Annotated in this window: 24 protein-coding genes; 8 read left to right on the plus strand and 16 right to left on the minus strand. The window is 72.6% G+C overall.

Annotated elements, in window-relative coordinates; translation table 11 throughout:
- Positions 1 to 16 precede the first annotated feature (16 nt).
- Positions 17 to 1,255 (minus strand): MurT ligase domain-containing protein, encoded by a 1,239-nt coding sequence (locus tag KUM39_RS00105; protein WP_217783210.1) that lies wholly within the window; start codon positions 1,253 to 1,255, stop codon positions 17 to 19.
- 154 nt (positions 1,256 to 1,409) lie between these two features.
- Between KUM39_RS00105 and def the strand changes: the two genes are divergently transcribed.
- Positions 1,410 to 1,988, plus strand: coding sequence for a peptide deformylase (def, locus tag KUM39_RS00110; protein ID WP_217783211.1), 579 nt, complete (start codon positions 1,410 to 1,412; stop codon positions 1,986 to 1,988).
- Positions 1,989 to 2,036: 48 nt separating this feature from the next.
- On the opposite strand, the gene KUM39_RS00115 is transcribed toward def, so the two are convergent.
- A complete protein-coding gene (locus tag KUM39_RS00115; protein WP_217783212.1) occupies positions 2,037 to 2,681 on the minus strand; it encodes a TetR/AcrR family transcriptional regulator in 645 nt (214 codons plus the stop codon).
- Between the two features lie 174 nt (positions 2,682 to 2,855).
- Here KUM39_RS00115 and KUM39_RS00120 point away from each other — a divergent pair, with 174 nt between their 5' ends.
- Positions 2,856 to 4,082: an acyl-CoA dehydrogenase family protein gene (locus KUM39_RS00120; protein WP_217783213.1), complete on the plus strand. Its 1,227-nt coding sequence runs from the start codon at positions 2,856 to 2,858 to the stop codon at positions 4,080 to 4,082.
- Positions 4,083 to 4,410: 328 nt separating this feature from the next.
- On the opposite strand, the gene KUM39_RS00125 is transcribed toward KUM39_RS00120, so the two are convergent.
- The 7 genes from KUM39_RS00125 to KUM39_RS00155 all read right to left on the minus strand — a co-directional run bounded on the left by KUM39_RS00125 (position 4,411) and on the right by KUM39_RS00155 (position 11,208).
- Positions 4,411 to 4,932 (minus strand): cupin domain-containing protein, encoded by a 522-nt coding sequence (locus tag KUM39_RS00125; protein WP_217783214.1) that lies wholly within the window; start codon positions 4,930 to 4,932, stop codon positions 4,411 to 4,413.
- A 7-nt stretch (positions 4,933 to 4,939) separates the two neighbouring features.
- On the minus strand, positions 4,940 to 6,154 hold the full coding sequence (locus KUM39_RS00130; RefSeq protein WP_217783215.1) for a cytochrome P450: 1,215 nt from the start codon (positions 6,152 to 6,154) through the stop codon (positions 4,940 to 4,942).
- Positions 6,154 to 7,215, minus strand: coding sequence for a type III polyketide synthase (locus tag KUM39_RS00135; RefSeq protein WP_217783216.1), 1,062 nt, complete (start codon positions 7,213 to 7,215; stop codon positions 6,154 to 6,156). Before KUM39_RS00135 ends, KUM39_RS00130 begins: the two co-directional genes overlap by 1 nt.
- A gap of 267 nt (positions 7,216 to 7,482) precedes the next feature.
- A complete protein-coding gene (locus KUM39_RS00140; protein ID WP_217783217.1) occupies positions 7,483 to 7,716 on the minus strand; it encodes a DUF6213 family protein in 234 nt (77 codons plus the stop codon).
- A 25-nt stretch (positions 7,717 to 7,741) separates the two neighbouring features.
- The gene (locus tag KUM39_RS00145; RefSeq protein WP_217783218.1) at positions 7,742 to 9,127 is read right to left on the minus strand and encodes an NADP-dependent succinic semialdehyde dehydrogenase; all 1,386 of its coding nucleotides are present in this window, start codon (positions 9,125 to 9,127) and stop codon (positions 7,742 to 7,744) included.
- Between the two features lie 75 nt (positions 9,128 to 9,202).
- Positions 9,203 to 9,673, minus strand: coding sequence for an NUDIX hydrolase (locus tag KUM39_RS00150; RefSeq protein WP_217783219.1), 471 nt, complete (start codon positions 9,671 to 9,673; stop codon positions 9,203 to 9,205).
- Positions 9,670 to 11,208 (minus strand): ATP-dependent DNA ligase, encoded by a 1,539-nt coding sequence (locus KUM39_RS00155; RefSeq protein ID WP_217783468.1) that lies wholly within the window; start codon positions 11,206 to 11,208, stop codon positions 9,670 to 9,672. Before KUM39_RS00155 ends, KUM39_RS00150 begins: the two co-directional genes overlap by 4 nt.
- Before the next feature lie 172 nt (positions 11,209 to 11,380).
- On the opposite strand from KUM39_RS00155, the gene KUM39_RS00160 reads away from it, so the two are divergent.
- The 5 genes from KUM39_RS00160 (at position 11,381) to KUM39_RS00180 (ending at position 15,732) form a co-directional block, all read left to right on the plus strand.
- Complete coding sequence (locus KUM39_RS00160; protein ID WP_217783220.1) at positions 11,381 to 12,001, plus strand: helix-turn-helix domain-containing protein; 621 nt, start codon at positions 11,381 to 11,383, stop codon at positions 11,999 to 12,001.
- Between the two features lie 136 nt (positions 12,002 to 12,137).
- Positions 12,138 to 13,109, plus strand: coding sequence for an NADPH:quinone oxidoreductase family protein (locus KUM39_RS00165; protein ID WP_217783221.1), 972 nt, complete (start codon positions 12,138 to 12,140; stop codon positions 13,107 to 13,109).
- On the plus strand, positions 13,106 to 14,293 hold the full coding sequence (locus KUM39_RS00170; RefSeq protein ID WP_217783222.1) for an acyl-CoA dehydrogenase family protein: 1,188 nt from the start codon (positions 13,106 to 13,108) through the stop codon (positions 14,291 to 14,293). The genes KUM39_RS00165 and KUM39_RS00170 overlap by 4 nt, the downstream gene beginning before the upstream one ends.
- Positions 14,290 to 15,369: an acyl-CoA dehydrogenase family protein gene (locus tag KUM39_RS00175; protein ID WP_217783223.1), complete on the plus strand. Its 1,080-nt coding sequence runs from the start codon at positions 14,290 to 14,292 to the stop codon at positions 15,367 to 15,369. The genes KUM39_RS00170 and KUM39_RS00175 overlap by 4 nt, the downstream gene beginning before the upstream one ends.
- A gap of 168 nt (positions 15,370 to 15,537) precedes the next feature.
- On the plus strand, positions 15,538 to 15,732 hold the full coding sequence (locus KUM39_RS00180) for a hypothetical protein (RefSeq protein ID WP_217783224.1): 195 nt from the start codon (positions 15,538 to 15,540) through the stop codon (positions 15,730 to 15,732).
- 16 nt (positions 15,733 to 15,748) lie between these two features.
- On the opposite strand, the gene KUM39_RS00185 is transcribed toward KUM39_RS00180, so the two are convergent.
- The 4 genes from KUM39_RS00185 to KUM39_RS00200 all read right to left on the minus strand — a co-directional run bounded on the left by KUM39_RS00185 (position 15,749) and on the right by KUM39_RS00200 (position 21,245).
- A complete protein-coding gene (locus KUM39_RS00185) occupies positions 15,749 to 16,930 on the minus strand; it encodes a phosphodiester glycosidase family protein (protein WP_308288008.1) in 1,182 nt (393 codons plus the stop codon).
- 146 nt (positions 16,931 to 17,076) lie between these two features.
- Positions 17,077 to 17,448: a DUF779 domain-containing protein gene (locus tag KUM39_RS00190; RefSeq protein ID WP_217783226.1), complete on the minus strand. Its 372-nt coding sequence runs from the start codon at positions 17,446 to 17,448 to the stop codon at positions 17,077 to 17,079.
- A 96-nt stretch (positions 17,449 to 17,544) separates the two neighbouring features.
- Positions 17,545 to 19,509 (minus strand): N-acetylmuramoyl-L-alanine amidase, encoded by a 1,965-nt coding sequence (locus tag KUM39_RS00195; RefSeq protein WP_217783227.1) that lies wholly within the window; start codon positions 19,507 to 19,509, stop codon positions 17,545 to 17,547.
- 197 nt (positions 19,510 to 19,706) lie between these two features.
- Complete coding sequence (locus tag KUM39_RS00200) at positions 19,707 to 21,245, minus strand: M1 family metallopeptidase (protein WP_246619355.1); 1,539 nt, start codon at positions 21,243 to 21,245, stop codon at positions 19,707 to 19,709.
- 77 nt (positions 21,246 to 21,322) lie between these two features.
- Between KUM39_RS00200 and KUM39_RS00205 the strand changes: the two genes are divergently transcribed.
- Positions 21,323 to 22,285: an SDR family NAD(P)-dependent oxidoreductase gene (locus KUM39_RS00205; RefSeq protein WP_217783228.1), complete on the plus strand. Its 963-nt coding sequence runs from the start codon at positions 21,323 to 21,325 to the stop codon at positions 22,283 to 22,285.
- Positions 22,286 to 22,354: 69 nt separating this feature from the next.
- Here the strand turns inward: KUM39_RS00205 and sbnA are convergent, their stop codons facing one another.
- The 3 genes from sbnA to KUM39_RS00220 are packed head-to-tail and all read right to left on the minus strand — an operon-like array spanning position 22,355 to position 25,519.
- Positions 22,355 to 23,389, minus strand: coding sequence for a 2,3-diaminopropionate biosynthesis protein SbnA (gene sbnA / locus KUM39_RS00210; RefSeq protein WP_217783229.1), 1,035 nt, complete (start codon positions 23,387 to 23,389; stop codon positions 22,355 to 22,357).
- A gap of 52 nt (positions 23,390 to 23,441) precedes the next feature.
- Positions 23,442 to 24,518, minus strand: a complete 1,077-nt coding sequence (sbnB, locus tag KUM39_RS00215; protein WP_217783230.1) for a 2,3-diaminopropionate biosynthesis protein SbnB — start codon at positions 24,516 to 24,518, stop codon at positions 23,442 to 23,444.
- Positions 24,515 to 25,519: a TauD/TfdA family dioxygenase gene (locus KUM39_RS00220; RefSeq protein WP_217783231.1), complete on the minus strand. Its 1,005-nt coding sequence runs from the start codon at positions 25,517 to 25,519 to the stop codon at positions 24,515 to 24,517. Before KUM39_RS00220 ends, sbnB begins: the two co-directional genes overlap by 4 nt.
- Between the last annotated feature and the right edge of the window lie 67 nt (positions 25,520 to 25,586).

Below are 25,586 nucleotides of genomic sequence, written 5' to 3' on the forward strand. Positions count from 1 at the left end.
GTGATCGTCCTTCCGATCAGTTGCCGACGCGGCGGCGCAGGTCCTGGAACGCGGTGTAGTTCGCGATGACCTCGATGCGGCCGGGCGGTGCGGCCTGGACGGCCTCGTCGAGGTTCTCGCACACCTGGAAGTGCTGGTTGGCGACCTCCAGGCGGACCGCGAGGTCGAGCTTGCGGTCACCGACGACGAAGATCGGGTGGCCGGTCAGCCGGGTGTAGTCCACGTCCCACAGCCAGGAGGTGTCGGTGCCGTCCGCGCCGCGCGCGTTCACCGACAGCACCACCGGGGTGGGCGGGGGGTCGATCAGGGAGAAGGTCTCCAGCCAGCCCGCCGGGTTCTTCGCCAGCAGCAGTCTGAGGTCGCGGCCCTGGAACTGGACCACGTCGTAGCGGCCCGCGACGGCCTGCACCTGGTACATCCGCTCCAGCGCGACCTGCGGCGGCACCCCGAACACGGCGGCGACGGCGGCCGAGCTGGCCGCGTTGGCCTTGTTGGCGCGGCCCGGCAGCTGGAGGTGGATCGGCCAGGCCGAGCCGTGCGGGTCCAGGACGTGGTCGCCGGAGAGGACCCAGGACGGGGTCGGGCGGCGGAACCCGCACTCGCCGCAGAACCAGTCGTCACCGGGGCGCTGCATCACACCGCCGCAGGACGGGCAGGACCAGGCGTCGTCCTTCCACATCTGCCCGGCGGCGACCCAGACGACGTTGGGGGAGGAGGAGGCGGCCCACACCACCAGCGGGTCGTCGCAGTTGGCGACGACGACCGCCTTCGAACCGGCCAGCCCCTCGCGCCAGTTCTCCGCGAGCATGCGGGTCTCCGCCGCGCGGTCGAGCTGGTCGCGGGAGAGGTTCAGCAGGGCGATGCACTTGGGGCTGGTGTCGCGCGCGACCCCGGCCAGGTACTTCTCGTCCACCTCGATGACGCCGAACTTCGACTCCGAGCCGCCCGCGAGCGCCGAGGTGATACCGGCGGGCATGTTGGCGCCGAGCGCGTTGGAGACGACCGGGCCCGCGGCACGCAGCGCCTCCGCGATGAGCCGGGTGGTGGTGGTCTTGCCGTTGGTCGCCGACACGAGGACGACGTCCAGGTGCTGGGCGAGCCGGGCGAGCAGGTCGGGGTCGAGCCGCAGTGCGACCTTGCCGCCGATCACCGACCCGCTGCCGCGCCCCGCGGCACGGGACGCCGCTGCGACCGCCTTGCCCGCGGTCACGGCCAGCTTGGCCCGCGGCGTGAGCGGGTCCGAGTTGCCTGCCATCAGTTCTCGATCCTCCTTGGTACGCGCCGCGCCTCGCCTGAGCCATCCGGCAACGTGGTGTGGACCTCAGCCTATCGAGATCCATACGCGTGCCCGAATCCCGGCCCCATGCCTCGCGGCGGGCACGGGCCGAACGAACCGTACCCTTGCCGCCATGCGACACGGCTCGATCGCGGGCGCCCACGGGCGCGTCCGGCCCCTCACCCTGCTCCATTCGCCCGTACTGCACCGCCCCTGCGCGGAGGTCACCGACTTCGGTCCGGAACTCGCGGAGCTGGTGGAGGACTTGTTCGCCAGCATGTACGCGGCCCGTGGCGTGGGCCTGGCGGCGAACCAGATCGGGGTGCCGCTGCGGGTCTTCGTGTACGACTGCCCGGACGACGAGGACGTCCGTCACCTCGGGCACATCGTCAATCCGCGCCTGGTGGCGACGGAGGGCGTGGTGCTGCGCGGCCCGGAGGGCTGCCTCTCCCTGCCCGGCCTGGAGGCGGGCACCGAGCGGTACGACGAGGCGGTGGTCGAGGGCTTCACCAGGACCGGCGAACCGGTCACCGTGCGCGGCACGGGCTTCTTCGCCCGCTGTCTCCAGCACGAGTACGACCACCTGGAGGGGACGGTGTACGCCGACCGTCTCGCGGGACGGCGTCGGCGCAAGCTGGAGCGGCGGATCGCCAAGGCACCCTGGCACCGGCCGGTGGGGGAGAACCGGGGAGAGGATCGCGGCGAGAACTGAACGACCGCGTGGCCCGTGTGGTCCGCGTGGCGCTCCGGGCGGGCCGGGTCAGAAGCCGGGGCCGCCCACGCGGTCGCCCGCCGCCGCCAGCCTGCCCCACAGCAGGTCCGCGAGCGAGCGGACCAACTCCGCGCGGGAGCACGGCCGTTCGCCCAGCCACCAGTCCCCGGCCGCGTGCATCATGCCGACGATCCCGTGGCCCCACACCCGCGCCAACTGCCCGCCCGCCGGGCCGAGGTCCACGCGCTCCTCGATGACCTGAGCCAGTTCCTCGCCCATCCGCCGCAGCAGGGGGACGCTGTGCTTGCCGGTGTCGAAGCCGGGGTCCGTGCCCGTGCCGCCCTCGGCGGGGTGCATCAGGAACCGGTACACCTGCGGGCGGGCCTCGATCGCCGCGAGGTAGGTGTCGAGGGTGGCCTCCACCCGCTCGCGCCGGGCGGCCGGGGCGTCCAGCGCGGCCCGCAGGGAGGCGAGCAGGGCGTCGGTGTGGCGCTTGGCGAGGGCCGCGTACAGCCCGCCCTTGTCGCCGAAGTGGCGGTAGAGGATGGGTTTGGTGATCCCGGCCTCGGCGGCGATGGCGTTCATGGAGGCTCCGGGGCCGTCGCGCAGCACCACCCGGTCGGCCGCCTCCAGCAGTTCGCGTCGGCGGCGGTCGGCGGAGCTCTGCTGCTCGGTCCGCTGTGTGGTGTCCATGTACTCTCCCCACCCGTGCTGATTCGGTGACGCCTTCGCAAACTAACACTGCCGATGTTCTCGCAGGTGAACGGGGCGAAGCGGGTCCCGAGCGGAGTTGACTTCCACTACCGGCCAGTAACATACTTTCGTTACCGCTAGTAACTGTGCTTGTTACGCCGCTCTGGAGGGGTCATGGCCGAGTTCATCATGGAGCTCAACGACGAGCAGAAAGAGGTGCGCGACTGGGTCCACGGGTTCGCCGCCGACGTGATCCGTCCGGCCGCCGCCGAGTGGGACGAGCGCGAGGAGACCCCCTGGCCGGTCATCCAGGAGGCCGCCAAGGTCGGCATCTACTCCCTCGACTTCTACGCCCAGCAGTACTTCGACCCCACCGGACTCGGTCTGCCGATGGCGATGGAGGAACTCTTCTGGGGCGACGCGGGCATCGGCCTGTCCATCGTCGGCACCGGCCTCGCCGCCGTCGGCGTCCTCGCCAACGGCACCGAGGAGCAGATCGGCACCTGGATTCCCCAGATGTACGGCGACGCCAACGATGTGAAGGTCGCCGCGTTCTGCTCCTCCGAGCCCGACGCCGGTTCCGACGTCGCCTCCATACGCACCCGCGCGGTCTACGACGAGGCCAAGGACGAGTGGGTGATCAACGGCACCAAGACCTGGGCGACCAACGGCGGCATCGCCAACGTCCATGTCGTGGTCGCCGCCGTCGATCCGGAACTGGGCTCCAAGGGCCACGCCTCCTTCATCGTCCCGCCCGGCACCCCCGGCCTCTCCCAGGGCCAGAAGTTCAAGAAGCACGGCATCCGCGCCTCGCACACCGCCGAGGTCGTCCTCGACGGCGTGCGTGTCCCCGGTTCCTGCCTGCTCGGCGGCAAGGAGAAGCTGGACGAGCGGCTCGCCCGCGCCCGCGAGCGGGCCCGTACCGGCGGCGAGCGCGTGAAGAACGCGGCGATGGCCACCTTCGAGGCGTCCCGCCCGGCCGTCGGCGCGATGGCCGTCGGCACCGCCCGCGCCGCCTACGACTACGCCCTCGACTACGCCAAGAGCCGCGAGCAGTTCGGCCGCCCGATCATCGACAACCAGGGCATCGCCTTCCAGCTCGCCGACATGCGCACCCAGATCGACGCCGCCCGGCTGCTGGTCTGGCGCGCCTCCTGGATGGCCGTCAACGGCAGGCCCTTCACCGCCGCCGAGGGCTCCATGTCCAAGCTGTTCGCCAGCGAGACCGCCAAGAAGGTCACCGCCCAGGCCATCCAGATCCTCGGCGGCAACGGCTACACCCGTGAGTACCCGGTGGAACGCATGCACCGGGACGCTGCCATCTACACGATCTTCGAGGGCACCAGCGAGATCCAGCGCCTCGTCATCGCCCGCACCCTCGCGGGCATGCCGATCCGCTAGGAGTCGCCCACGTCGTCCCTCCGGTGCGGGCCCGCTCGTACTGGTCGCGCAGTTCCCCGCGCCCCTCAGGAGTGGTTGCGGTTGTTCGTTTTGCGCTGGCCTGTGGGGGCGTTCGCGCAGTTCCCCGCGCCCCTGGGTGGGGACCGCCTGCGTTCGTCGGATTGCCGACGCCACACAGCTGACGCGGGCCGCGACTCCCCAGGGGCGCGGGGAACTGCGCGACGAGCCACGACAGGCCCGCACGGGACGGACGGCCGCAGACCCCGAACCGCCGCGCGGCCGACCGGAAGGAGACAGGTCGGCCGCGCGGGGCGCACGCCGCGTCGGTTCAACCGTGCCGCAGCGGCGTCAGCTGCTCGATGTCGTACCGCTTGCGCAGCGCCTCGATGGCGGCGTGGTCCGGGGGACCCCCCGCGGAGAGGATCTCCAGCAGCTCCTCGAAGTAGCGCTCGTGGTCCGGCGGGGGAGACGCCTGGAAGAACATCTTCGCGGGCGTGTCCGTCGGATTGGCGAACGCGTGCGGGCAGCCGGGCGGTACGACGATGACGGTGCCCGGAGTGGCACGCACCACCCTGCTGCCCGAACTCGACTCCCACTTCTGCCAGTTGTCCGGGGTCCGGATGCGCGGCTCGAAGGCGAGTACGTCCAGCTCGCCCTCCAGCACGTAGAACAGCTCCTCGCTGCGCGTGTGGACGTGGGCGCCCACGTCGAACCCCGGCGGGACCTCCACCTCGAAGGCGGAGGCCATCCGCGAGTGGTCGCCGGTGACCTTGAACGTCACCCGCTGGGCCGGGGCGGCGACCACACGGCCGTCACCCGGCGGTACCAGCAGTCCCTCGGTCGCGGTCATCGGCCGCTCACCACGTCACCGGAAGGGCCTCGGGCCCCCGGATCAACGCGCCCTTGCGGAACGGCACCTCGGCGGCCGGAACCGCCAGCCGCAGCCCCGGCACCCGGTCCAGCAGCGCGTCCACCAGCAGCTCCGACTCCAGCTTGGCGAGCTGGCCGCCGGGGCAGTAGTGCGGCCCGAAACCGAACGACACATGCGGGTTGGGGCTGCGCGAGAAGTCGATCCGCTCCGGGTCCGGGAAGACGTCCGGGTCGCGGTTGGCGGCCAGGTAGGACACGTAGACCGGGTCGCCCGCACGGATGCGCGTGCCCCTGATCTCCACGTCCTCCAGCGCGATCCGGGACAGGCCCACCGCGTTGCGGTGCGGGATGTACCGCAGCAGCTCGTCGATGGCCTTCGGCCTGATCTCCGGCTCGGCGCGCAGCCGTTCGCACAGGTCGGGGCGGGTCAGCAGCAGATAGAACATCTGCCCGCTGTTGTTGGTGACCGCCTCGCCGCCGATCTGGAGGAGCACGGCGAGTCCGACCGCCTCCTCCATCGTGATCTCCGCCCGGCCCACGGCGGCGCCGAGCAGCGAGGTCACGTCCTCGGCGGTGCTGTCCGCGCGGCGGCCGATCAGGTCGGAGAAGTAGGCGCTCATCTCGCGCTTGGCCTTCTCGCTGACCTCCTTGCCGTGCGAGGACGACAGGATGAGCTGCGTCCAGGAGTGCATCCCCTGCCGGTCGGCGGCGGGCACCCCCATCAGCTCGCAGATCACCGCGATCGGGAAGGGGCTCAGCACCGCGTCCGTCAGATCGGCCGGGGGGCCCGCCGCGAGGAGTCCCGCCACCAGCTCGTCCAGCATGCCGCGCGCCTTCTCCCGTACGCGCTCCACGCCCTTGGCGGTGAACGCGGCGGCCACCGAGCGGCGCAGCCGGTTGTGGTCGGGCGGGTCGAGGAAGCCGACCGCGCCCCGGTCCGGGATGAAGTGCGGCGCCAGCCGGGTCACCGGCTGGTCCATGACCGCCTCCCGGCCGAACCGGGGGTCGTTGGCCACCATCCGCACGTCGTCGAACCGGGTGACCAGCCACGCCCAGCCCTCGCCGTTGGGCAGTTGGATCCGGGTGACCGGACCCTCGCGCATCAGCTCGGTCAGCACCGGGTCGAAGTCGGTGCCGGTCAGATCGAGGGCCGGCCACTGCCGTACCGGGGGAAGTGTGGGGGTGAGTGTCTCTTCGCTCATCAGTCGCTCTCGCCGTTCTGGACCCAGCGGCCCACGGTCATCTCGGCGGTGATGCCGGGTCCGAACCCGGCGAGCAGCCCGCGGTCACCAGGCCTGGCACCGCCCTCGTCGAACAGTCGGCGCAGCGCGTCCAGGACGACGGCGCTGGCGATGTTGCCGTACTCGGTGAGCGTCGAGCGGCTGAAGCGGAACGCGCCCGGCTCGACCACCAGGAACTTGCTGAGGTCGTCGAGTATTCGGGGACCGCCCGCGTGGATGACGTAGAAGTCCAGCTCGGACGCGTTCCAGCCGTGGTTGCCCGCGAGGTCGTGGAGCGCCGGGGCGAGCGGCTCCATCGTGGTCGGCACCCGCTTGTCCAGCAGGAAGTGGAAGCCGGTCGCCCGGACGTCGTACGCGATCCAGTCCTCGGTCTTGGGGATCAGGTAAGAGCCGTTGCGCTCCAGCTTGACGCCCGTGCCGCCCTGGCCGCGGACCACGGCGGCGGCGATGCCGTCACCGAACAGGCCGTTGGAGAGCAGCGAACCGATGCCGAGGTCGGTGGGCTGGTAGCACAGCGAGCAGAACTCGCAGGCCACGATGAGGGCGTTGGCCTCCGGGTACGCGGTGCAGAAGTCGTGCGCCCGGTTGATGGCCGCCCCGCCCGCCGCGCAGCCGAGCTGGGCGATGGGGAGCTGACGGGTGTTGCTGGGGAAGTCCATCTCGTTGATCAGCCACGCGGTCAGCGACGGCATCATGAAGCCGGTGCACGACACGTAGATGATGACATCGATGTCCGAGGTGAGGAGTTCGGCGTCGTCCAGCGCCCGCTGGATCACCGCCGGGACGCGGGACTTCGCCTCCCGCTCGTACAGCTTGTTGCGGTCCTCGAAACCCGGGTGCTTCAGGGTCTCTTCGATGGGCTGCACGATGTGCCGGGTGCGGACGCCCGTGTTCTCGATCAGCCGGAGGGCCAGGGGGAGCTGCGGGTGGCCCGCGTGGTGCTCGCGCGCCAGCTCCAGCGTCTCCTCCATCGTGATCACGTGTTCGGGTACGGACACCGAGGGTCTGCACAAAGTCGCCATGAGCCGTCCCTGCTTTCGCCGTCCGGCAGGCCGGTGCCCGCCGGTCAGAAGGTGGTCCACCCAGGTTCACCCGTGGGGGCGACGATCTCGCGTCGGATTACTCCGAACCGGGGACGGCGCGACAGAGAACAGCACGTCAGAGGCTTGCCGCCCGGACGGCCGCACCCACTCGGCCCAGCGGGCGGGGGTGCGCGTCCGGCGCGTGCCGGGCGGCCCGGCGGGCACGGTCAACCACCGTGCGGGGAAGGGGAGTTGACGATCGGAGGGTCACGGCGCGCCGCTGCTGTGCGCGATGCAGGCGACGTCGATGCGGTCCGCCAGCTTCGCCAGCTCGATGGTCAGCGCGGCGACCGTGTCCTCGTCGAGCCGCTGCTCCCCGGCCTCGACCAGATGCAGCCACCGCCCGCCCACGGTCCGCAACAACTTACTCACGTCGGCCGCGGCCACCTGCAAGGTACCGCGGTCATCGACGATCAGAGGCAGGGTCACTTCGCGGTTCACAGACGGGATGGTATCCGTGCGCTCCTCACGCACCCTGCCAAACCGTGGTGATGTTGCAGAACTCGCGGATTCCGTGCCCGGACAGCTCACGCCCGTACCCGGACCGCTTCACCCCGCCGAACGGGAACGCCGGGTGCGACGCGGTCATCCCGTTCACGAACACCCCGCCCGCCTCCAGGTCGCGGGCGAACCGCTCCACCTCGGCGTCGTCGCGGGTCCACACGTTCGAACTCAGTCCGAACGGCGAGTCGTTGGCGATGAGGACCGCCTCGTCCAGGTCACCGGCCCGGTACAGCGTGGCGACCGGTCCGAACGTCTCCTCGCGGTGCACACGCATCTCGCGGGTGATCCCGGCCAGCACGGTCGGCGGGTAGTACCAGCCCGGCCCGTCCGGGCGCTCGCCGCCGCACAGCACCTCGGCGCCGGACCGCTTCGCGTCGTCCACCAGCTCCTCCAGATCGGCCCGCCCCTGCTCGGTGGCGAGCGGCCCGACCTCGGTGTCCTCCGCCAGCGGATCGCCCGTCCTCAGCGCCCGCATGGCCGCCGCGAAGCGCTCCGCGAACGCGTCGTAGACATCCGTGTGCACGATGAACCGCTTGGCGGCGATGCAGGACTGGCCGTTGTTCTGCACCCGCGCCGTCACCGCCACCTCCACCGCCCGGTCCAGATCGGCCGAGGGCATCACGATGTACGGATCGCTGCCGCCCAGCTCCAGCACCGTTTTCTTGATCATCTCCCCGGCGGTCGCGGCCACCGCCCGCCCGGCCGGTTCGCTGCCGGTCAGCGTCGCCGCCTTCACCCGGTCGTCGCGCAGGATCTCGTCCACCGCGCCCGACCCGATCAGCAGCGTCTGGAAACAGCCCTCCGGGAAGCCCGCCCGGTGGAACAGGTCCTCCAGATACAGCGCGGTCTGCGGCACGTTGGAGGCGTGCTTCAGCAGCCCGGTGTTGCCCGCCATCAGGGCGGGCGCCGCGAACCGGATCACCTGCCACAGCGGGAAGTTCCACGGCATCACCGCCAGCACCGGACCCAGCGGGCGATACCGCACCACCGCCCGCGAACCCCCGGAGTCCCGCACGTCCGCCTCGTCCGGCTCCTCGTCCGCGAGCAGCGCCTCGGCCCGCTCGGCGTACCAGCGCATCGCCTTCGCGCACTTCGCGGCCTCGGCCCGGGCCTGCTTGACGGGCTTGCCCATCTCGGTGGTCATCACGCGGGCGATCTCGTCGCCGTCCTCGTCCAGCAGATCGGCGGCCCGGTTCATCAGACGGGCGCGCTCGGCGTACGAGGTCGTGCGATAGGTGCGGAACGTCGCCTCGGCGAGCTGGAGCCGCCGTTCCACCTCCTCCTCGCCCAGCGCCTCGAACGTCTTGAGCGTCTCGCCGTTCGCCGGGTTCACCGTCTCGATGGGCATGGCTGACCTCCGTGGGAGCGGGCTTGCTTCGACCTTCGCGCGCGCACCTACCGGCCGCAACGCGTGAGCCGCTGTTCAGAGCGGGTGCTCGGCCAGCCGGTCGAGAAACGCGCCCTGCGCCGGAATGATCACCGCGCGGGCCGCGTCGAGACCCAGCCACGCCACCCGGTCCAGCTCCGGGAACTCCTGGACCCGGCCCGAACCACGCGGCCACTCCATCGTGAAGGTGCCCGGCACGACGGACTCCGGGTCGAGGTCCGCCTCGATCGCCCACGCGGTGACGATCTTGCCGTTCGCCTGCGTGACCTCGCCCAGCGGCAGCGCCTCGCCGTCCGGGGGCGCGAGCCCCAGCTCCTCCTCGAACTCCCGGCGGGCCGCGTCCCACGGCGCCTCGTCGGGTTCGTACTCGCCCTTCGGCACGCCCCAGGCGCCCGCGTCCTTGTGCGCGTAGAAGGGGCCGCCCATGTGCCCCAGCAGCACCTGGAGTTCCCCGCCGGTGCGGCGGAACAGCAGCAGTCCGGCACTTCGTTTCGTCCGTGCGCTCACGCCCCGACCTCCGGGTGGGCCGCCAACAGGGTCTCCACCGTATCGGCCTGCTCCGCCGTCTTGTCCTCGCGGTAGCGGATCACGCGCGCGAACCGCAGGGTGACCCCGGCCGGATAGCGGGTGGAGCGCTGGAGTCCGTCGTAGGCGATCTCCACGACGAGTTCGGGCCGTACGGTGACACCCCAGGGGTGCTCCTCGACCGTGAGCGCGGCCAGCCGGTCGGTCTGCCAGGCGAGCAGCGCGTCCGTCAGGCCCTTGAACGTCTTGCCCAGCATGGCGAACCCGCCGTCCGCGGTACGGGCGCCCAGGTGCAGGTTGGAGAGCCGGCCCGTGCGCCGCCCGTGCCCCCACTCGGCGGCCAGCACCACCAGGTCCAGGGTGTGCACCGGCTTGACCTTCAGCCAGGATGCGCCCCGGCGGCCCGCGCTGTACGGCGCGTCCAGTGCCTTCACCACCACACCCTCGTGCCCGCGTGCCAGCGCGTCCGCGAGGAACGCCTCCGCGGCCCCCGCGTCCGGCGGCCCCGCCACCAGGGTCCGGCGCACCCGCATCGGCTCCGGCACCAGCCGGGCCAGCTCGGCGTGGCGCGCCGCGAACGGCAGGTCCAGCAGATCGGTGCCGTCCACCGACAGGGCGTCGAAGAACACGGGCGAGACCGGGACCTCACCGGCGACCCGTGCCACGTCCGTGCGCGACCCGACCCGCCCGGCCGTCTCCTGGAACGACCGGGGCCGCCCGTCCGCGCCGAACGAGATCACCTCGCCGTCCAGGATGAACCGCTCGCCCGCCAGCCCCAGCGCGGCGGCCCGCACCTCCGGCAGCCGGTCGGTGATGTCGTCCAGCGTCCGCGTGTGCACCCGTACGGTGTCGCCGTCCCGGTGCACCTGTACGCGGATGCCGTCGAGCTTCTCCTCCACCGCGCAGGCGCCCAGCTTCTCCACCGCCTCCGCGACCGACGACGCGCTGTGCGCCAGCATCGGCTGCACCGGGCGGCCCACGGTGAGCCGGAACCGCTCCAGCGCCGCCGGGCCGTCCGCGAGCAGCGCCTCGGCCACCGCCCGGAGCGAGCCCGCGAGCATCACCGCCCGCCGTACGTCACCGGACCCGGCCCCGGTCGCGCGGGCCAGCCCCTCCACGGCGACCGCGTCCAGCGCGCCCTGCCGGACCTCACCGGTGAGCAGCCCGAGCAGAAACCGCTGCTCGCCCTCCGTGGCCGCGCCCATCAGCTCCCCGACCAGACGGCTCCGCTCGGCCTGCGAACCCGGACCCGACACCCCGGCCAGCGCGGTGAGGCGGGCGTCCACCTCGCGCACGGTCAGCGCGGGCTCCCGCGCCGGGGGCACCGGGTGGCCGAGCACCTTCCAGCCGACCCCGATCCGCCCCTGCGGGAGCCGCCCGGCCAGATAGGGGATGACCACCGGCACGTCGTCCGGTTCCGCCTCCCGGAACAGCTCCGCGAGCAACTCGGTCTTCCGGGACCTGGCCGCCGTGGCGGCGACCTCCCGCGACACCTCGGCGAGCCGGGACAGCAGCATGCAGTCATGGTGCACCGGAGGGAGGGTGTCCACACCTGGGGTGGTCCGGGGGTGCGGCGGCGGGGTGTCGGCCGTGGGGCACGGCCTGCGGGTGTGGGCTTCGGGGGCCCGCGCCCGTCGCGCGTCCGGCTGCCGGATTGACAAACGGGCTTGCCGAAACTGCAATGCCCGCATGAGTGACGACAGCTCCACGCCCCACGACGACACCGGCACCGGCACCGACGGCACCGACGAGGTCCTGGCCGGGGTCGGGCCCCGGCTGCGCCGGATGCGGAAGGACCGGGACGTGACGCTCGCGGCCCTGTCCGAAGCCACCGGGATCTCCGTCAGCACGCTGTCCCGGCTGGAGTCCGGGCTGCGCAGGCCCAGCCTGGAACTGCTGCTGCCGATCGCGCGCGCCCACCGGGTGCCGCTGGACGAACTGGTCGGCGCCCCGCCGGTGGACGATCCGCGGGTGCGGGCCCGCCCGGTGGAGCGGCACGGCCGCACCTTCTGGCCGCTGACCCGGCAGCCCGGCGGACTCCAGGCGTTCAAGGTGCTCGAACCCGTGCGCCGCCAGGAACCGGACCCGCGCAGCCACGAGGGGTACGAATGGCTGTACGTCCTCTCCGGGCGGCTCCGGGTCGTCCTCGGGGAGCACGACGTGGTGCTGGGGCCGGGCGAGGTCGCCGAGTTCGACACCCGTGTCCCGCACTGGTTCGGCTCCGCGGGGGAGGGCCCGGCGGAGTTCCTGAGCCTGTTCGGGCCGCAGGGGGAGCGGATGCATGTGCGGGCGCGGCCGAAGGGGCGGTGAGGGGCTCCGTACGGGCCGGGCCGCTCGGGGCGGGCGTGCTCCCGCGGCGCCCCGGACCGACTGTTCCCTCTCGGCAAGCGACCGCTTAGTATGCGAGCGGAACCCGGTCGGACGACACAGCCCGTGGAGGCCCCGCATGCAGGCATGGCAGGTGCACGAGAACGGCGAGCCGAGCGAGGTGATGCGGCTCGCGGAGGTCGAGCCGCCCACGCCGGGCGAGGGCCAGGTGCTGCTGCGGGTCCGGGCCGCCAATGTCAACTTCCCGGACGCGCTGCTCTGCCGGGGGCAGTACCAGATACGGCCGCCGCTGCCGTTCACACCCGGTGTCGAGATCTGCGCCGAGACCGAGGACGGCCGCCGTGTCATCGGCAGTCCCGCGCTGCCGTACGGCGGTTTCGCGGAGTACGCCGTCGCCGACGCCCGCGCGCTGCTGCCCGCACCGGACTCCCTGGACGACGCCGAGGCCGCCGCGCTGCACATCGGCTACCAGACCGGCTGGTTCGGCCTGCACCGCCGGGCCCGGCTGGAGGCGGGCGAGACGCTGCTCGTGCACGCGGCGGCGGGCGGGGTCGGCAGCGCGGCCGTCCAGCTCGGCAAGGCGGCCGGGGCCACCGTCATCGGCGTGGTCGGCGGCGCCGAGAAGGCCGCCGTCGCGCGTGCCCTCGGCTGCGACGTGGTCGTGGACCGCCGCGCCGAGGACGTCGTCGCCCGCGTCAAGGAGGCCACCGGCGGCCGGGGCGCCGATGTGATCTACGACCCGGTGGGCGGCGACGCCTACGCCCAGTCCGCCAAGCTCGTCGCCTTCGAGGGCCGGATCGTCGTCGTCGGCTTCACCAGCGGCACCATCCCGAGCCCCGCGCTCAACCACGCCCTGGTGAAGAACTACTCGATCCTCGGCCTGCACTGGGGCCTCTACCGCACCAAGAACCCCGAGCTGGTCCCGCACTGCCACGAGCGGCTCACCGAGCTGGCCGCGCGCGGCGCGATCAGGCCGCTGGTCAGCGAACGGGTCCCGCTCGGCGGCGCCGCCGACGCCGTGCGACGCGTCGCGGACGGCCGCACCACCGGCCGGATCGCCGTACTGCCCCAGGAAGGAGCAGCCGCATGACCGACGCCGACGAACTGCGCCGCCGCACACAGGAGTTGCTGGCGGACCACCCGCCCGCCGACACCGCGCCGCCGGACTTCCTGCGGGCCCGCTTCGACGCCGGGCTCGCCTGGGTGCACTACCCGCCCGGCCTCGGCGGTCTCGGCACCCCGCGCTCCCTCCAGGCCGTCGTGGACGCCGAACTGGAGGCGGCCGGTGCCCCCGACAACGACCCGCGCCGCATCGGCATCGGGCTCGGCATGGCCGCGCCGACCGTTCTGCGGTACGGCACCGACGAGCAGAAGGCACGCTTCCTGCGCCCCCTGTGGACCGGGGAGGAGGTCTGGTGCCAGCTGTTCAGCGAGCCCGGCGCCGGGTCCGACCTCGCCGCGCTCGGCACCCGCGCCGTCCGGGAGGAGACGTCCGGGGACTGGATCGTGGACGGGCAGAAGGTGTGGACCTCCAGCGCCCACCTCGCCCGCTGGGCCATCCTCATCGCCCGCACCGACCCGGACGTGCCCAAGCACGCGGGCATCACCTACTTCGTCTGCGACATGACCGACCCAGGTGTCGAGGTGCGCCCGCTGCGCCAGATCACCGGCGAGGCCGAGTTCAACGAGGTGTTCCTCACCGGTGTCCGCATCCCCGACGCCCACCGGCTCGGTGAGGTCGGGGACGGCTGGCGGGTCGCGCAGACCACGCTCATGAACGAGCGCGTCTCCATCGGCGGCATGCGGCTGCCCCGCGAGGGCGGCATGATCGGTCCCGCCGCCCGCACCTGGCGCGAACGCCCCGAACTGCGCACCCACGACCTGCATCAGCGGCTGCTCACCCTGTGGGTGGAGGCCGAGGTGTCCCGGCTCGCCGCCGAACGCCTCCGGCAGCAGCTCGCCGCCGGACACCCCGGCCACGAGGGCTCCGCCATGAAGCTCGGCTTCGCCCGGCTCAACCAGGAGATCAGCGGCCTGGAGGTCGAACTGCGGGGTGAGGAAGGGCTGTTGTTCGACGACTGGACCATGCGGCGGCCCGAACTCGTGGACTTCACCGGGCGGGACGCCGGATACCGCTACCTCCGCTCCAAGGGCAACAGCATCGAGGGCGGCACCAGCGAGGTGCTGCTCAACATCGTCGCCGAACGCGTCCTCGGACTGCCCGCCGAGCCGCGCACCGACAAGGACGTCGCCTGGAAGGACCTCGCCCGATGACGGATCTGCTGTACTCCGAGGAGGAGGAGGCGCTCCGCGCGGCCGTCCGCGACCTGCTCTCCGACCACTGCGCCGCCACCGACGTGCTCGCCCGCGTCGAGCGTCCCACCCCCTACGAACCCGCCCTCTGGAAGTCCCTCGCCGAGGACATGGGGCTCGCCGGACTCCTGATCCCCGAGGACCTCGGCGGCCAGGGCGCCTCGCACCGCGAAGCCGCCGTCGTCCTGGAGGAACTGGGACGCGCCGTCGCCCCCGTCCCCTACCTGACCAGCGCCGTCGTCGCCACGGAAGCGGTGCTCGCCTGCGGCGACCCGGATCTGCTCGGGCGGCTCGCGTCCGGACGCGAGCTCGCCGCGCTCGCGGTCGGGCTGCACGTGGCGCCCGGTACGGGGCCGGGGAATGTCGTCGTACGGGACGGTGTGCTGCACGGCGAGGTCTCGGGGGTCGCGGACGCGGTGGGTGTCGGCGTGCTGCTCGTGCCGGGGGACGACGGGGTGCTGTACGAGGTCGAGGCCTCCGGCGCGGGGGTCTCCGTCGTGCCGCAGACCTCGCTCGATCCGACCCGGCCGCTCGGGCGCGTGGTGCTCGACGGGGCGGCCGGGCGTGCCCTCGGGTCCGCCGGTCCCGCCGTCGAGCGCGCGCTGCTCGCCGGGGCGGGGTTGCTCGCCTCCGAGCAACTCGGGCTCTCGGAATGGGCGTTGACCGAGACGGTTCGGTACCTGAAGGAACGGCGGCAGTTCAACCGTCCGGTGGGCGGGTTCCAGGCACTCAAGCACCGGCTCGCCCACCTGTGGCTTCAGGTGGTGAATCTGCGGGCCGCCGCGCGGTCCGCAGCGGGGGCGCTGGCCTCCGGGGAGGACCTGGGCGTCTCCGTCTCCGTCGCGCAGGCGTACGCGGGTGGCGTCGCCGTCCATGTCACCGAGGAGGCGCTTCAACTGCACGGAGGGCTCGGGATGACCTGGGAACACCCTGTGCATCTGTACGTGAAGCGCGCCAAGTCCGACTCCCTCTCCTACGGCACGGCTGGGACGCACCGGGCGCTTCTCTCGGCCCTCGTGGACCTGCCCGCTCCGTGAGGGCGCCGCAGCCACGCACACCGGCCCGCTGAGGTGCCCTGCGCCTCGCGGGGTGCCCTCCCGGTCCCCGTACACCACTCGTTTGGAGGACATGTCACCCCGCTGTCCCCGGAGCGGGCTGCGCCACACTTGCGGCCGGTGACGGCGGCTGTGGTGGAGGAGGGTGTCATGGCGATTTCCATTTCTGTGGTGCTGTTGCTGCTGATCATGGCGGTGATGTTCATGAGGAACGGCAAGCTGAAGGTGAGTCACGCGCTGGTGTGCGTGGTGCTGGGGTTCTATCTGGCGAGCAGCAGCATGGCGCCGACGATCCACAGCGGTCTCACGGCCACGGCCGACCTGGTGGGCAGTCTGCGGCCGTGAGACAGGGCGCCGGGGGTCAGGAGGAGAAGACACCGATGCCGTTGGGGACGGGGCGTTCGGCGCCGTCGCTGGGGTGGTTGCGCACCGAGACGGCAGCGGCGCCCGGCGCACGGGCAACCAACTCCGAGGAGCCGCCCCCGTCGAGGTTGAACGCGTCGTAGGCACCCAGCCCGCGCAGCGTGGCCGCCTCCTCGGCGACGGTCAGCCCGCGCCGGTAGTCCGCACCGCCGTCCAGCGCCAGGAGCAGCAGGCGCCGCCCGTCCGCGCTGAACCCCACCGCCGTACGCACGGCGGACACCGTGTCGTCGAGACCGGCGAGCGGGGTGCCGTCCCGCAGCACGGGGTAGCCGCCCAGGGCGAAGACGTAGGGCACGCGGGCGGCGGCGGCCCGCAGGGTCCCGCGGACTCGGACCCGCTCGCCCGGCGTCAGCTCGCGCAGCCGCCGTGCCCCCTCCTCCCGGCCGACCAGCACGGTCGTACCGGAGGGGATCGGTCCGGCACCCGGAGTCGAGGACACCGACACCACCCGGCCGCCGCGCAGCGTCACCTCGTAGCTGTCCGTCGTGCAGCCCGCCGCGCGGTCGGTGTCCGTGCCGCAGACGGACCGCAGCCGGGACGCGTCACCCCAGCGGGCGTCGTACGCCCCGACCGAACCCTCGGGCAGGGCGTACTGGTTGAGGCCGCCCAGCGGGACGCGCCCGTGGGCGGAGGAGACGGAGCCGGCCAGGGTGAGCCGGTCCAGGCGGGCCCGCCGGTCGAGGCCGACGCCCAGCACCTCCCGCGTGTCGGTGCCGGGCGGCAGCGACGGGCCGAACCGCTGCCCGGTCGGCACCGCCGATTTGAGCACCCGGCCGTGCGCGATCGAGGGGCCCACGTTGGCGCCGGTCGCGGGGACGCCCGGATGCTGGGTCTCGGAGATGTCGAAGAAGTCCCCGTTGATCCCGGCGACCGCGCCCGTCGAGTCGGCCAGCGAGGACACGGTCGCGCGGGCGGCCACCGCGCCGGGGTGCAGCAGGTCCAGCCGTACCCGCGGATCGCGCAGATCGACCGTGAGCAGATGCGCGTGCGCGGTCCCGGCCGCCGCCGCGATGTCGAACTGCCGGTAGCCGACGCCCGGCGCGATCCGCTGGTCCCCGGACACGGCCCTGGCCGGTGCCGCCCCCGTGGTGAGGGCCGCACCGGCCAGGACACCGCACACGGTGAGGACCGTGAGAACCGATCCGCCGGGCCGTCCGCCCGCTCTCTTCTTCCGCTGTACACGCGCCACCCGCGCCCCCTGACGTCTCGTCAACGCTGTACGGACTCAGGGGGAAGTGGACCAGACGCGGGTGGTACGCGAGGTGGCTAGGCGTCCACGAGACGCGAACGGATCAGAAAACGCACTCCCTCGGGCGCTTCGAGGGAGAAGCCGCTGCCCCGTCCGGGTACCACGTCCACGATCAGCCGCGTGTGGCTCCAGACCTCGAACTGGCTCCTGGACATCCAGAACCCGACCGGCTCCTCGACGCCCCGCACCACCAGCTCGGCCAGCAGGACGTCCGAGCCGCCGGTGCGGAACTCGCCCGCCGGATAGCACATGGGTGCGCTGCCGTCGCAGCAGCCGCCGGACTGGTGGAACATCAGCGGTCCGTGTGCGGCCCGCAGCCTGCGCACCAACTCGGCTGCCTCGTCGGTGAGTTCGACACGCGGGACTGTCCTGTCCGCTACCTCGTCCATGACAACCGTCCTTCCGGGCCGGGGTCGTCGGAACGGCTCCAGTCTCGTGCGTCGCGCGGAACCCGTCCAGCGGGCGGGGGCGCCGGGCGACACGGTTCAGCGCCCCGGCTTCGCCGCCTTCCCAGCCGGTCCCGCCGCGGCCACCGACGACTTCAGCACGTCCACGTCACTGGCCCGCACGTACGCCAGCCGGTGCCCGAGCTGGATCTCGTAGTACGCCTCGTTGCCCTTGACGATCTCGGACGGGCTGCTGTCGGAGGAGGCGGGCTCCATGAAGGAACCGAGGACGCGTGACTGGGTGACGTACCGCTGGCCCTCGCGGAGCGTGTAGGGGAGCGGCGACTCGGTCTGCTCGTCCACGCCCTCCGGGTAGGCGGACTCCTCGGGCATGGCGCGGCCGTACACCGGGATCTCCCGCGAGCCCGGCTTCGGGGTGATCATGCGGCCCTTGGCGCCGACCGCGGCCGGGTGCGCGGCGGGGTTGCGGAACCAGCCCCTGCGGCCCTGGTACCAGATCGCCGTCCACTCGCCGCTGCGCCCGGCGACCGCGAAGGTCTGCCCCGCCGACACCCGCGAACCGATGTCGTCGATGTCGTCCGAGGTGTCCTCGCCGTCCGGGTGGCGGCCGGGGTCCTGGATGAAGGGGGCGTCGTCGCGGGGTTCGGTGCGCAGCAGCACCGAACTGGAGCCGTGCGGCGCGCAAGCCACGCCACCGCGCGCACAGCCGGTGAAGGCGGGCTTGTACGACTTGTAGTCCGGCAGGATCATCAGCATGTCGCTGTCCGGTCCGGCGGTGGCCTTCAGCGGGGCGCCGAGCAGGTCGAAGTAGTGGCGCCAGTCCCAGAACGGCCCCGGATCGTCGTGCATGTCCGCGATGGTGTCCTCGGTGGGCGACGGCACGTTGTCGTGCCCGAAGATGTGCTGCCGGTCCAGCGGCACCCGGTACTTGTCGGCCAGGTAGCGCACCAGCCGGGCGGAGGAACGGTACATCTCCTCGGTGAACCAGGCGTCCGGCTGACGCAGGAACCCCTCGTGCTCGATGCCGATGGAGCGGGCGTTGACGAACTGGCTGCCCGAGTGCCAGGCCGCGTCCTTGACCGGGATGTGCTGGGTGATGTGCCCGTCGCTGGAGCGCAGCGAGTAGTGCCAGGAGGCTTCCTCGGGGTCCTGGATCGTCATCAGCATCGAGGCGAGCGGTGCCTCGGTGTCGTGGATGACGATGTAGTCGATGCCCTGGTCGCGGGGCCGGTCGGCGAGCTGGTGGTTGCCGTACTCCTCCTCGTCGATCTGCACCAGCGGCGCGCTCAGCCAGGAGCAGGCCACCTCGGGCGGGCACTCGACCTGCTTGGGGCGGCCGGGGTCCACGGCCACGCTGCGCGGACGGACCGCCGGGTTCGCGGCGAGGGTGACGCGCTGGCCCGCGTCGGTGGTCCGCCGCACCCCCCGGTGGATCAGCTCGAACACGTCGTTGGCGTACGCCGTCGCGGAGGCGCGGTCGCCGGAGCCGGGGAAGCGGGCCACGGCGTCCCACCAGTCCTGCGGGTTCGCGCTGAGCGGCTTGCCGAGCTGCCGCTGGGTCGCCGCGAGCAGGGCCGCTCCGCCGCGCAGGTTCGCCGCGTTGTCCGTGCGCAGCCGCTCGACGGGCAGTCCGGTGAGGCTCGCCGCCCGGTGCAGGTCGGCGGGGAGCCCGGCGGTCGGCGCGGGCTGACCGGCCGTCACCGCGACGGGAGCGTTCCCGCCGGGCCGCTCCGGCGCGGTCTTCGGGGTGCCGCCGTCCACCAGGTGCATCGGCCCGTAGCCGCCGACCACGCTGGGGGAGCCCTGGTGGGAGTCCCACCGCGACTGGAGGTACGACACGCCCAGCAGGATGCTGCGGGGCACGTGGTACTCGTCGGCCGCCGCCGCGTACTCGTCCTGCAGCGGCAGGTCCGTGGGGCCGCCGCCGTCCCCGGTGGCGTCGATGAGCAGCGGCGCCAGGAGGGCCGCCGAAGCGGTCACACAGATGATCCCCCGGTGCCCGCGCAGGGCACCGGGGACGCGGGGGGTGACGCGCTTTTTCATGGAGGAGCCTCCGATGAGGTTCAGCGTGGCCAGGTCGGACGCGGACCGGGCCGGGGGCCCGTCCGGGGGTGGCCCCGCGCGTCACCCCCCGTACGTTTCCGTGCCTCGCGCGCCACGTCGCGCCGAGCGTCACCGTCCTGGACCAGCCTCCGGACACAGGCCACCCGGTCGGCGGCACCGCGGCCCCGGCCGGGCGCTCACTCCTCGACGGGGGCCGTCCGCCAGTCGGGACGCCCCGGCATGGGCGGGGTGTGTGCCCCGTACAGCCACTGCCGGAAGAACGGCGCGAGGTCGCGTCCGGCCAGGTCGGAGGCGAGTCGGACGAAGTCGGCAGTGCCCGCGACACGGCCCCGGTACGTCGTCACCCAGGACCGTTCGATTCGGTCGAACACGGCCTGGCCGACCTCCTCGCGGAGCGCGTAGAGAACCAGCGCGGAGCCGTCGTAGCGCATCTGCCGGAACAGGGTCCCGGCGCGTGGCTCGGCGGGGGCGCCGTCGTCGTGCCGCCACTGGTCGTGCTGTGCGTAGGCGTCCCGCAGGGCGTCCTCCATGTCCGGTCCGCCGTGCTCGTCGGTGTAGAGGCGTTCGTAGTACCGGGCGTGCCCCTCGCTGAGCCACAGGTCCGACCAGCGGGCCAGGGCGACGCTGTCCCCGGTCCAGTGGTGGGCGAGTTCGTGCACGAGGTTCCGCTCGGCGGACACCCGGTCGCCCAGCAGATCCGCGCCCGGTACGACCGACAGCGACTGCGTCTCCAGCGCGACCGGCAGGTCCGGGTCGCCGACCAGCACCCCGTAGCGCCGGAACGGGTACGGCCCGAGCCGCTTCTCCAGCCAGGCCAGATGGTCGGCCGTCAGCGCGCGGTACTCCGCCGTGCCGTCCACCAGCGCGTCCGGCACCACGTCCCGCACCGGCAGCCCGCCCGGCCCCGCGGCGTCCACCAGCGTGAACCGGCCGACCGCGAGCTGCACCAACTGCGCGGCGAGCGGCTGCTCGGAGTCGTAGGTCCACCGGGTCCGCCCGCCGGGCACGGACGTCCGGGCGACCAGCCGCCCGTTGGCGACGGCGGTCAGACCGGGCGGGGTGGTGACGTGGAAGGTGTACGGCGCCCGCACACTGGGGTGGTCGTCGGCCGGGAACACCATCCGCGCCCCGTTCGGCTGGAGCGCGAGCACGGTGCCGTCGGCGGTGGGCATCCAGCCGTAGTCCTGGATGGCGTCGTCGCGGTGCCGGTGCTGGGTGGGGTCGGCCGTGTAGGAGACCCGGACGGTGAAGGTCCGGCCGCGCGGGAGGGGGCGGCCGGGGGTGACGACGAGTTCGTCCCCGTCGCGGACCGCCTTCGCCGGGCGGCCGTCCACGGTGACGGTGTGCAGGGTGTTGCCCGCGAAGTCCAGGTCGAAGCGGGACAGCGCCTGCGTGGCGGTGGCCTTCAGGGTGGCCGTGGCGGGGAACGGGGTGCCCGGCGCCCGCCAGTCGAAGTCCAGCGTGCAGTGGCGCAGGGTGTAGCCGCCGTTGCCGTCCAGCGGCATCAGCGGGTCGCCGAGTCCCGGCGCGCCGGGGGAGGGGCGCTCGGCGGCGGACGTGCGGGGGGAGGCGCCCGGCGCGGGGCGGGACGCGGTGGCCGAGGGCGGCCCGTCGGTCAGGGCGAGGGCCAGGACGGCGGCTCCGGTGAGACCGGCCGCCCCCGTGAGGGCCAGGGCCGCGCGCCGGGTCCGGAAACCGGCAGTCGGAGGATTCATGGCGGCACTATGACAAGCGGGACATCGCATTTGCCGCATTTGACTTCGAGTGCGCTTCAATCCGTAGCGTCTCCCGCATGAGCACTCCACAGCACACCATCGGATCGGGATTCGGCGCCGAGAGCACCGCCGACGAGGTCCTGCGGGGCATCGACCTCACCGGGAAACTCGCCGTCGTCACGGGCGGCTACTCCGGGCTCGGCCTGGAGACCACCCGCGCGCTGAGCGCGGCCGGAGCCCATGTCGTCGTCCCCGCCCGCCGCCCGGACACCGCGCGCGAGGCCCTCGCCGGTATCGGGCGCACCGAGGTGGACGCACTCGACCTCGGAGACCTGGAGAGCGTCCGAGCCTTCGCGGAACGGTTCCTGGCCTCCGGCCGCACCATCGACATCATGATCGACAACGCGGGCATCATGGCCTGCCCGGAGACCCGCGTCGGGCCCGGCTGGGAAGCCCAGTTCGCCACCAACCACCTCGGCCACTTCGCCCTGGTCAACCGGCTCTGGCCGGCCCTCGCCCCCGGCGGCGCCCGCGTGGTCTCCGTCTCCTCGCGCGGCCACCACATCTCCGGCATGCGCTGGGACGACGTGGACTGGACCCGGGACTACGACAAGTGGGCCGCCTACGGCCAGGCCAAGACCGCCAACGCCCTGTTCGCCGTGCACCTGGACCGGCTCGGCAAGGACCAGGGTGTACGGGCCTTCTCGCTGCACCCCGGCGGCATCATGACCCCGCTCCAGCGCCACCTGCCCAAGGAGGAGATGGTCGAGCGCGGCTGGATCGACGAGGACGGCAAGCCGCTCAACCCCGAGGGCTTCAAGTCGCCCGAACAGGGCGCCGCCACCCAGGTCTGGGCCGCCACCTCCCCCCAGCTCGACGGCATGGGCGGGGTCTACCTGGAGGACTGCGACATCGCCGAGCCCGCGCCCGAGGAGGGCGAGCGCACCGGCGTCCGCGCTTGGGCCACCGACCCCGAGCAGGCCGCCCGGCTGTGGGAGCTGTCGGCGGAGCGCACCGGTGTGAACGCCTTCTCCGCGTAACCGTCGTAACGCGGAAACGGCACCGGCGGCACCCCTGTGAAGGGGCGCCGCCGGTGCCGTGACTGCCGGTCAGCCGCTGGGCCGACGGTCCGGTTCGGGGGGTGCGGACTCCCCGCCCGGCGGTGTCGGGGCCATCTGCCCCGTGCCGTCGAGGTCGAGGATCTGCTCCCCGTACAGATCGGTCAGCCAGTTGGTCTGGTAGATCGTGTCGAGGTACCGCTCACCGAGGTCGGGCGCGATGGCGACCGCCGTCATGCCCCGGCTGTCGTGGCGCGCCAGCCAGTCCTTCGCACCGCTGACCACCGTGCCCGTGGAGCCGCCGAACAGGAAGCCGCGCCGGGCCATCCGGTGACAGGTGCGGATGGTGTCCGCCTCCTCGACCCGGATCACCTCGTCCACCAGGGACTCGTCGAGCAGCGGGGGCCGCATGCTCATCCCGAGGCCGGGGATCATCCGGCGGCCGGGAGGGCCGCCGAACGCGACCGAGCCGACACTGTCCACGGCGACGATCCGCACCGGGCGGTGCCACTGCCGGAAGTACCGGGCGCAGCCCATCAGCGTTCCGGCCGTTCCGGTGCCGACGAACAGCACGTCCAGCTCCGGGAAGTGCTCGGCGATCTCCGGGCCGGTGGTCCGGTAGTGCGACCGCCAGTTGCCGGAGTTCGTGTACTGGCTGAGCCACACGTACCGGTCGTCGGACGCGCACAGCGACCGCACGTACTCGATCCGCGTACCGAGGAATCCGCCGTTCGCGTCCAGGTCCGCCACCACGTGCACCTGGCTGCCGAGCGACTCCATCATCAGCCTGGTGGACAGGTTGCAGCGGGAGTCGGTCACGCACAGGAACTGGTAGCCCTTGCTGGCGGCGATCATGCTGAGCGCCACACCGAGGTTGCCGGACGAGGACTCGACGATGACGGAACCCGGCTTGAGGACCCCCTCCCGCTCGGCGCTCTCCACCATCTCGTTCGCGGCCTTCAGCTTGATGGAGCCGGCGAAGTTGAACCCCTCGCACTTCAGATAGAGGGGGCAGTCGAAGATCGATTCCAGATCGACGAAGAGACGGCCTTCGTTGAAGTCATGGGGTGTGGAAACTACGGGCACGGTTGACCTCCTGGTGCCTGGGCTTGCGGGCCGTACCGGCGCAGGTCGTGTCTCAGCCGTACCGGCGCAGGTCGTGGAAGAAGTCGTCGATGACGCGGAGGTCGCCCGACGCGGTCGCCTGGTCGTAGACGTACTTGCCGACGGCGAGGTCGAGGACGCCGAGACCGAACGGCGAGAAGATCACCGGGCGGTCGGTGGGCGGGGTGGAGCGCCGCAGCATCACGTCGTTCAGCGTCCCGTTCAGGAAGTCCCGGTTGCCGGTGCGCTGTTCGACCAGATGCGGCGAGGTGTCCGCCTTGAGGCAGTGCTCGACGTCGTCCACGTAGTTCGCGGACGCCATCAGCACCTCGGGGGAGAGGTCCCGCAGCGACACGTGCAGGACCAGCGGGTTGTGCGCGAACCACGCCGGGTCGGTGACGTGCGGCTCGCCCGCCACGGTGGCGAAGACGACGAGGTCGCTCTCGCGGACCAGGTCCTCCGCCCGCTCGTGCACGGTGATCCGCCCGGCCGCGCCGGACTGCTCCAGGTAGCCGCGGAAGCCCGCGCTGCTCTCCGGGGACAGGTCGTGCACGCCGACCTGGTCAAACGTCCAGCCGCTGCCCGCCAGGAACGTGTGGATGTACCGGGCGATCAGACCGGTGCCGAAGAAGCCGACCCGGGTGGGGCGGGTCCGGTTCCGGCTCAGCCAGTCCGCGGCCAGCGCCGCCGAGGCCGCCGTACGCGCCGCGCTGATGATGGAGCTCTCCAGGCACGCGAACGGGTAGCCCGTCTCCGGGTCGTTGAGGACCAGCACCGCCGACGCGCGGGGCAGCCCGGTGCGCACGTTGTCCGGGAAGCTGGAGATCCACTTCATCCCGTCCACGTGCACCGAGCCGCCCACCGACGCGGGCAGCGCGATGATCCGCGACTTCGGGCGGTCCGGGAAGCGCAGGAAGTACGAGGGGGGGTTGACCGTCTCACCGGCGCCGTGCAGCCGGTACGTCGCCTCCACCAGGTCCACGATCTGCTGCTCGCGCCCGGCCAGCGCGTGCTGGACCTGGGCACCGGAGAGCACCGCGAACGTCGGCACCGGCGCCGGATCGTCCGGGACACCGCTCCGGGTTTCGGGGGAAAGGATCATGTCGGTCATCGCCGGCTCGCTTCCGGGGTCGGGCAGGAATCGGTCAGGCTGCGGGGATCGGCCATGCCGACCACCACCTGCCGCTCGCCGTCGAACGGCTCCCTGCTGTGCGCGGTACGGATGTTGTCGATGAGCATCAGGTCGCCCGCCTGCCACGGCTCGCGCCGGGTGTGCTGCTCATAGGTGGCGTTGAGGAGCTGTACGACGTCCTCCCCGATCGGGGAGCCGTCGCCGTAACGGGTGTTGAACGGCAGGCCGTCCTCCCCGTACACGTCGGTCAGGTACTCGCGGACCTCGGGGGCGAGGGTCCACTCGTTGAGGAACGCGATCTGGTTGAACCAGCAGCGCCGCCCGGTCACCGGGTGCCGCACCACGGCGGCCCGGCGCTGACGGGTGCGCAGCGAACCGTCCGGCTGCCACGCGAACTCGATGGCGTTCTCCCGGCAGTACCGCTCGATCCCGGCGCGGTCCTCGGTGCCGAACGACTCGGCCAGGGACGCCCCGATCTCGTCGTTGTACGACCGGGTGAGCAGCCAGCCCTCGTGCTCGAACCGCTCCGCCAGCGCGGTCGGCAGCGCCTGGAGCACCTGCTCGGCGTCGGCCGTTGCCGTGGCGCCGCCCGAGGCGGGGGCGGTCAGGCAGGCGAACAGCATCAGGCCGGGCACCTGGAGCGCGTAGCTCAGCTCGTGGTGCATGCACATCGGCTGGTTCGCGGGCCACGCCGTCGAGGAGTACACCCCGCCGCCGAGCGTCTCGCGCGGCGCGAACGCCTCGCGCTCCGTCATCAGGGGGCCCGCGAGCCCGGTGAACGCGGCGCCCGCCTGAGCGGGTTCGCGCAGGCCCAGCCCGCGTACCAGCAGCACGCCGTGCTCGGCGACCTGCGCGCGCAGCGCCTCGCGGTGCCGCGCGGCCCACTCGCCAGGATCGGCGGGCGGGTCCACGCGCAGGACCGGAGGTCCGTCCGGCCGCCGCTCGACGTCGAGTGCTGGTGCCAGAGGTGAGGACGACATCTCGGTTTCCCTTCGGTTGCCCGTCGTGCCGTTCTGCGAGGCTTCGGCGGGGCGGTCAGGAGACTTC

Origin of the sequence: Streptomyces corallincola, from assembly GCF_019104725.1 — a bacterium.
GTDB classification, from domain to species: domain Bacteria; phylum Actinomycetota; class Actinomycetes; order Streptomycetales; family Streptomycetaceae; genus Streptomyces; species Streptomyces corallincola.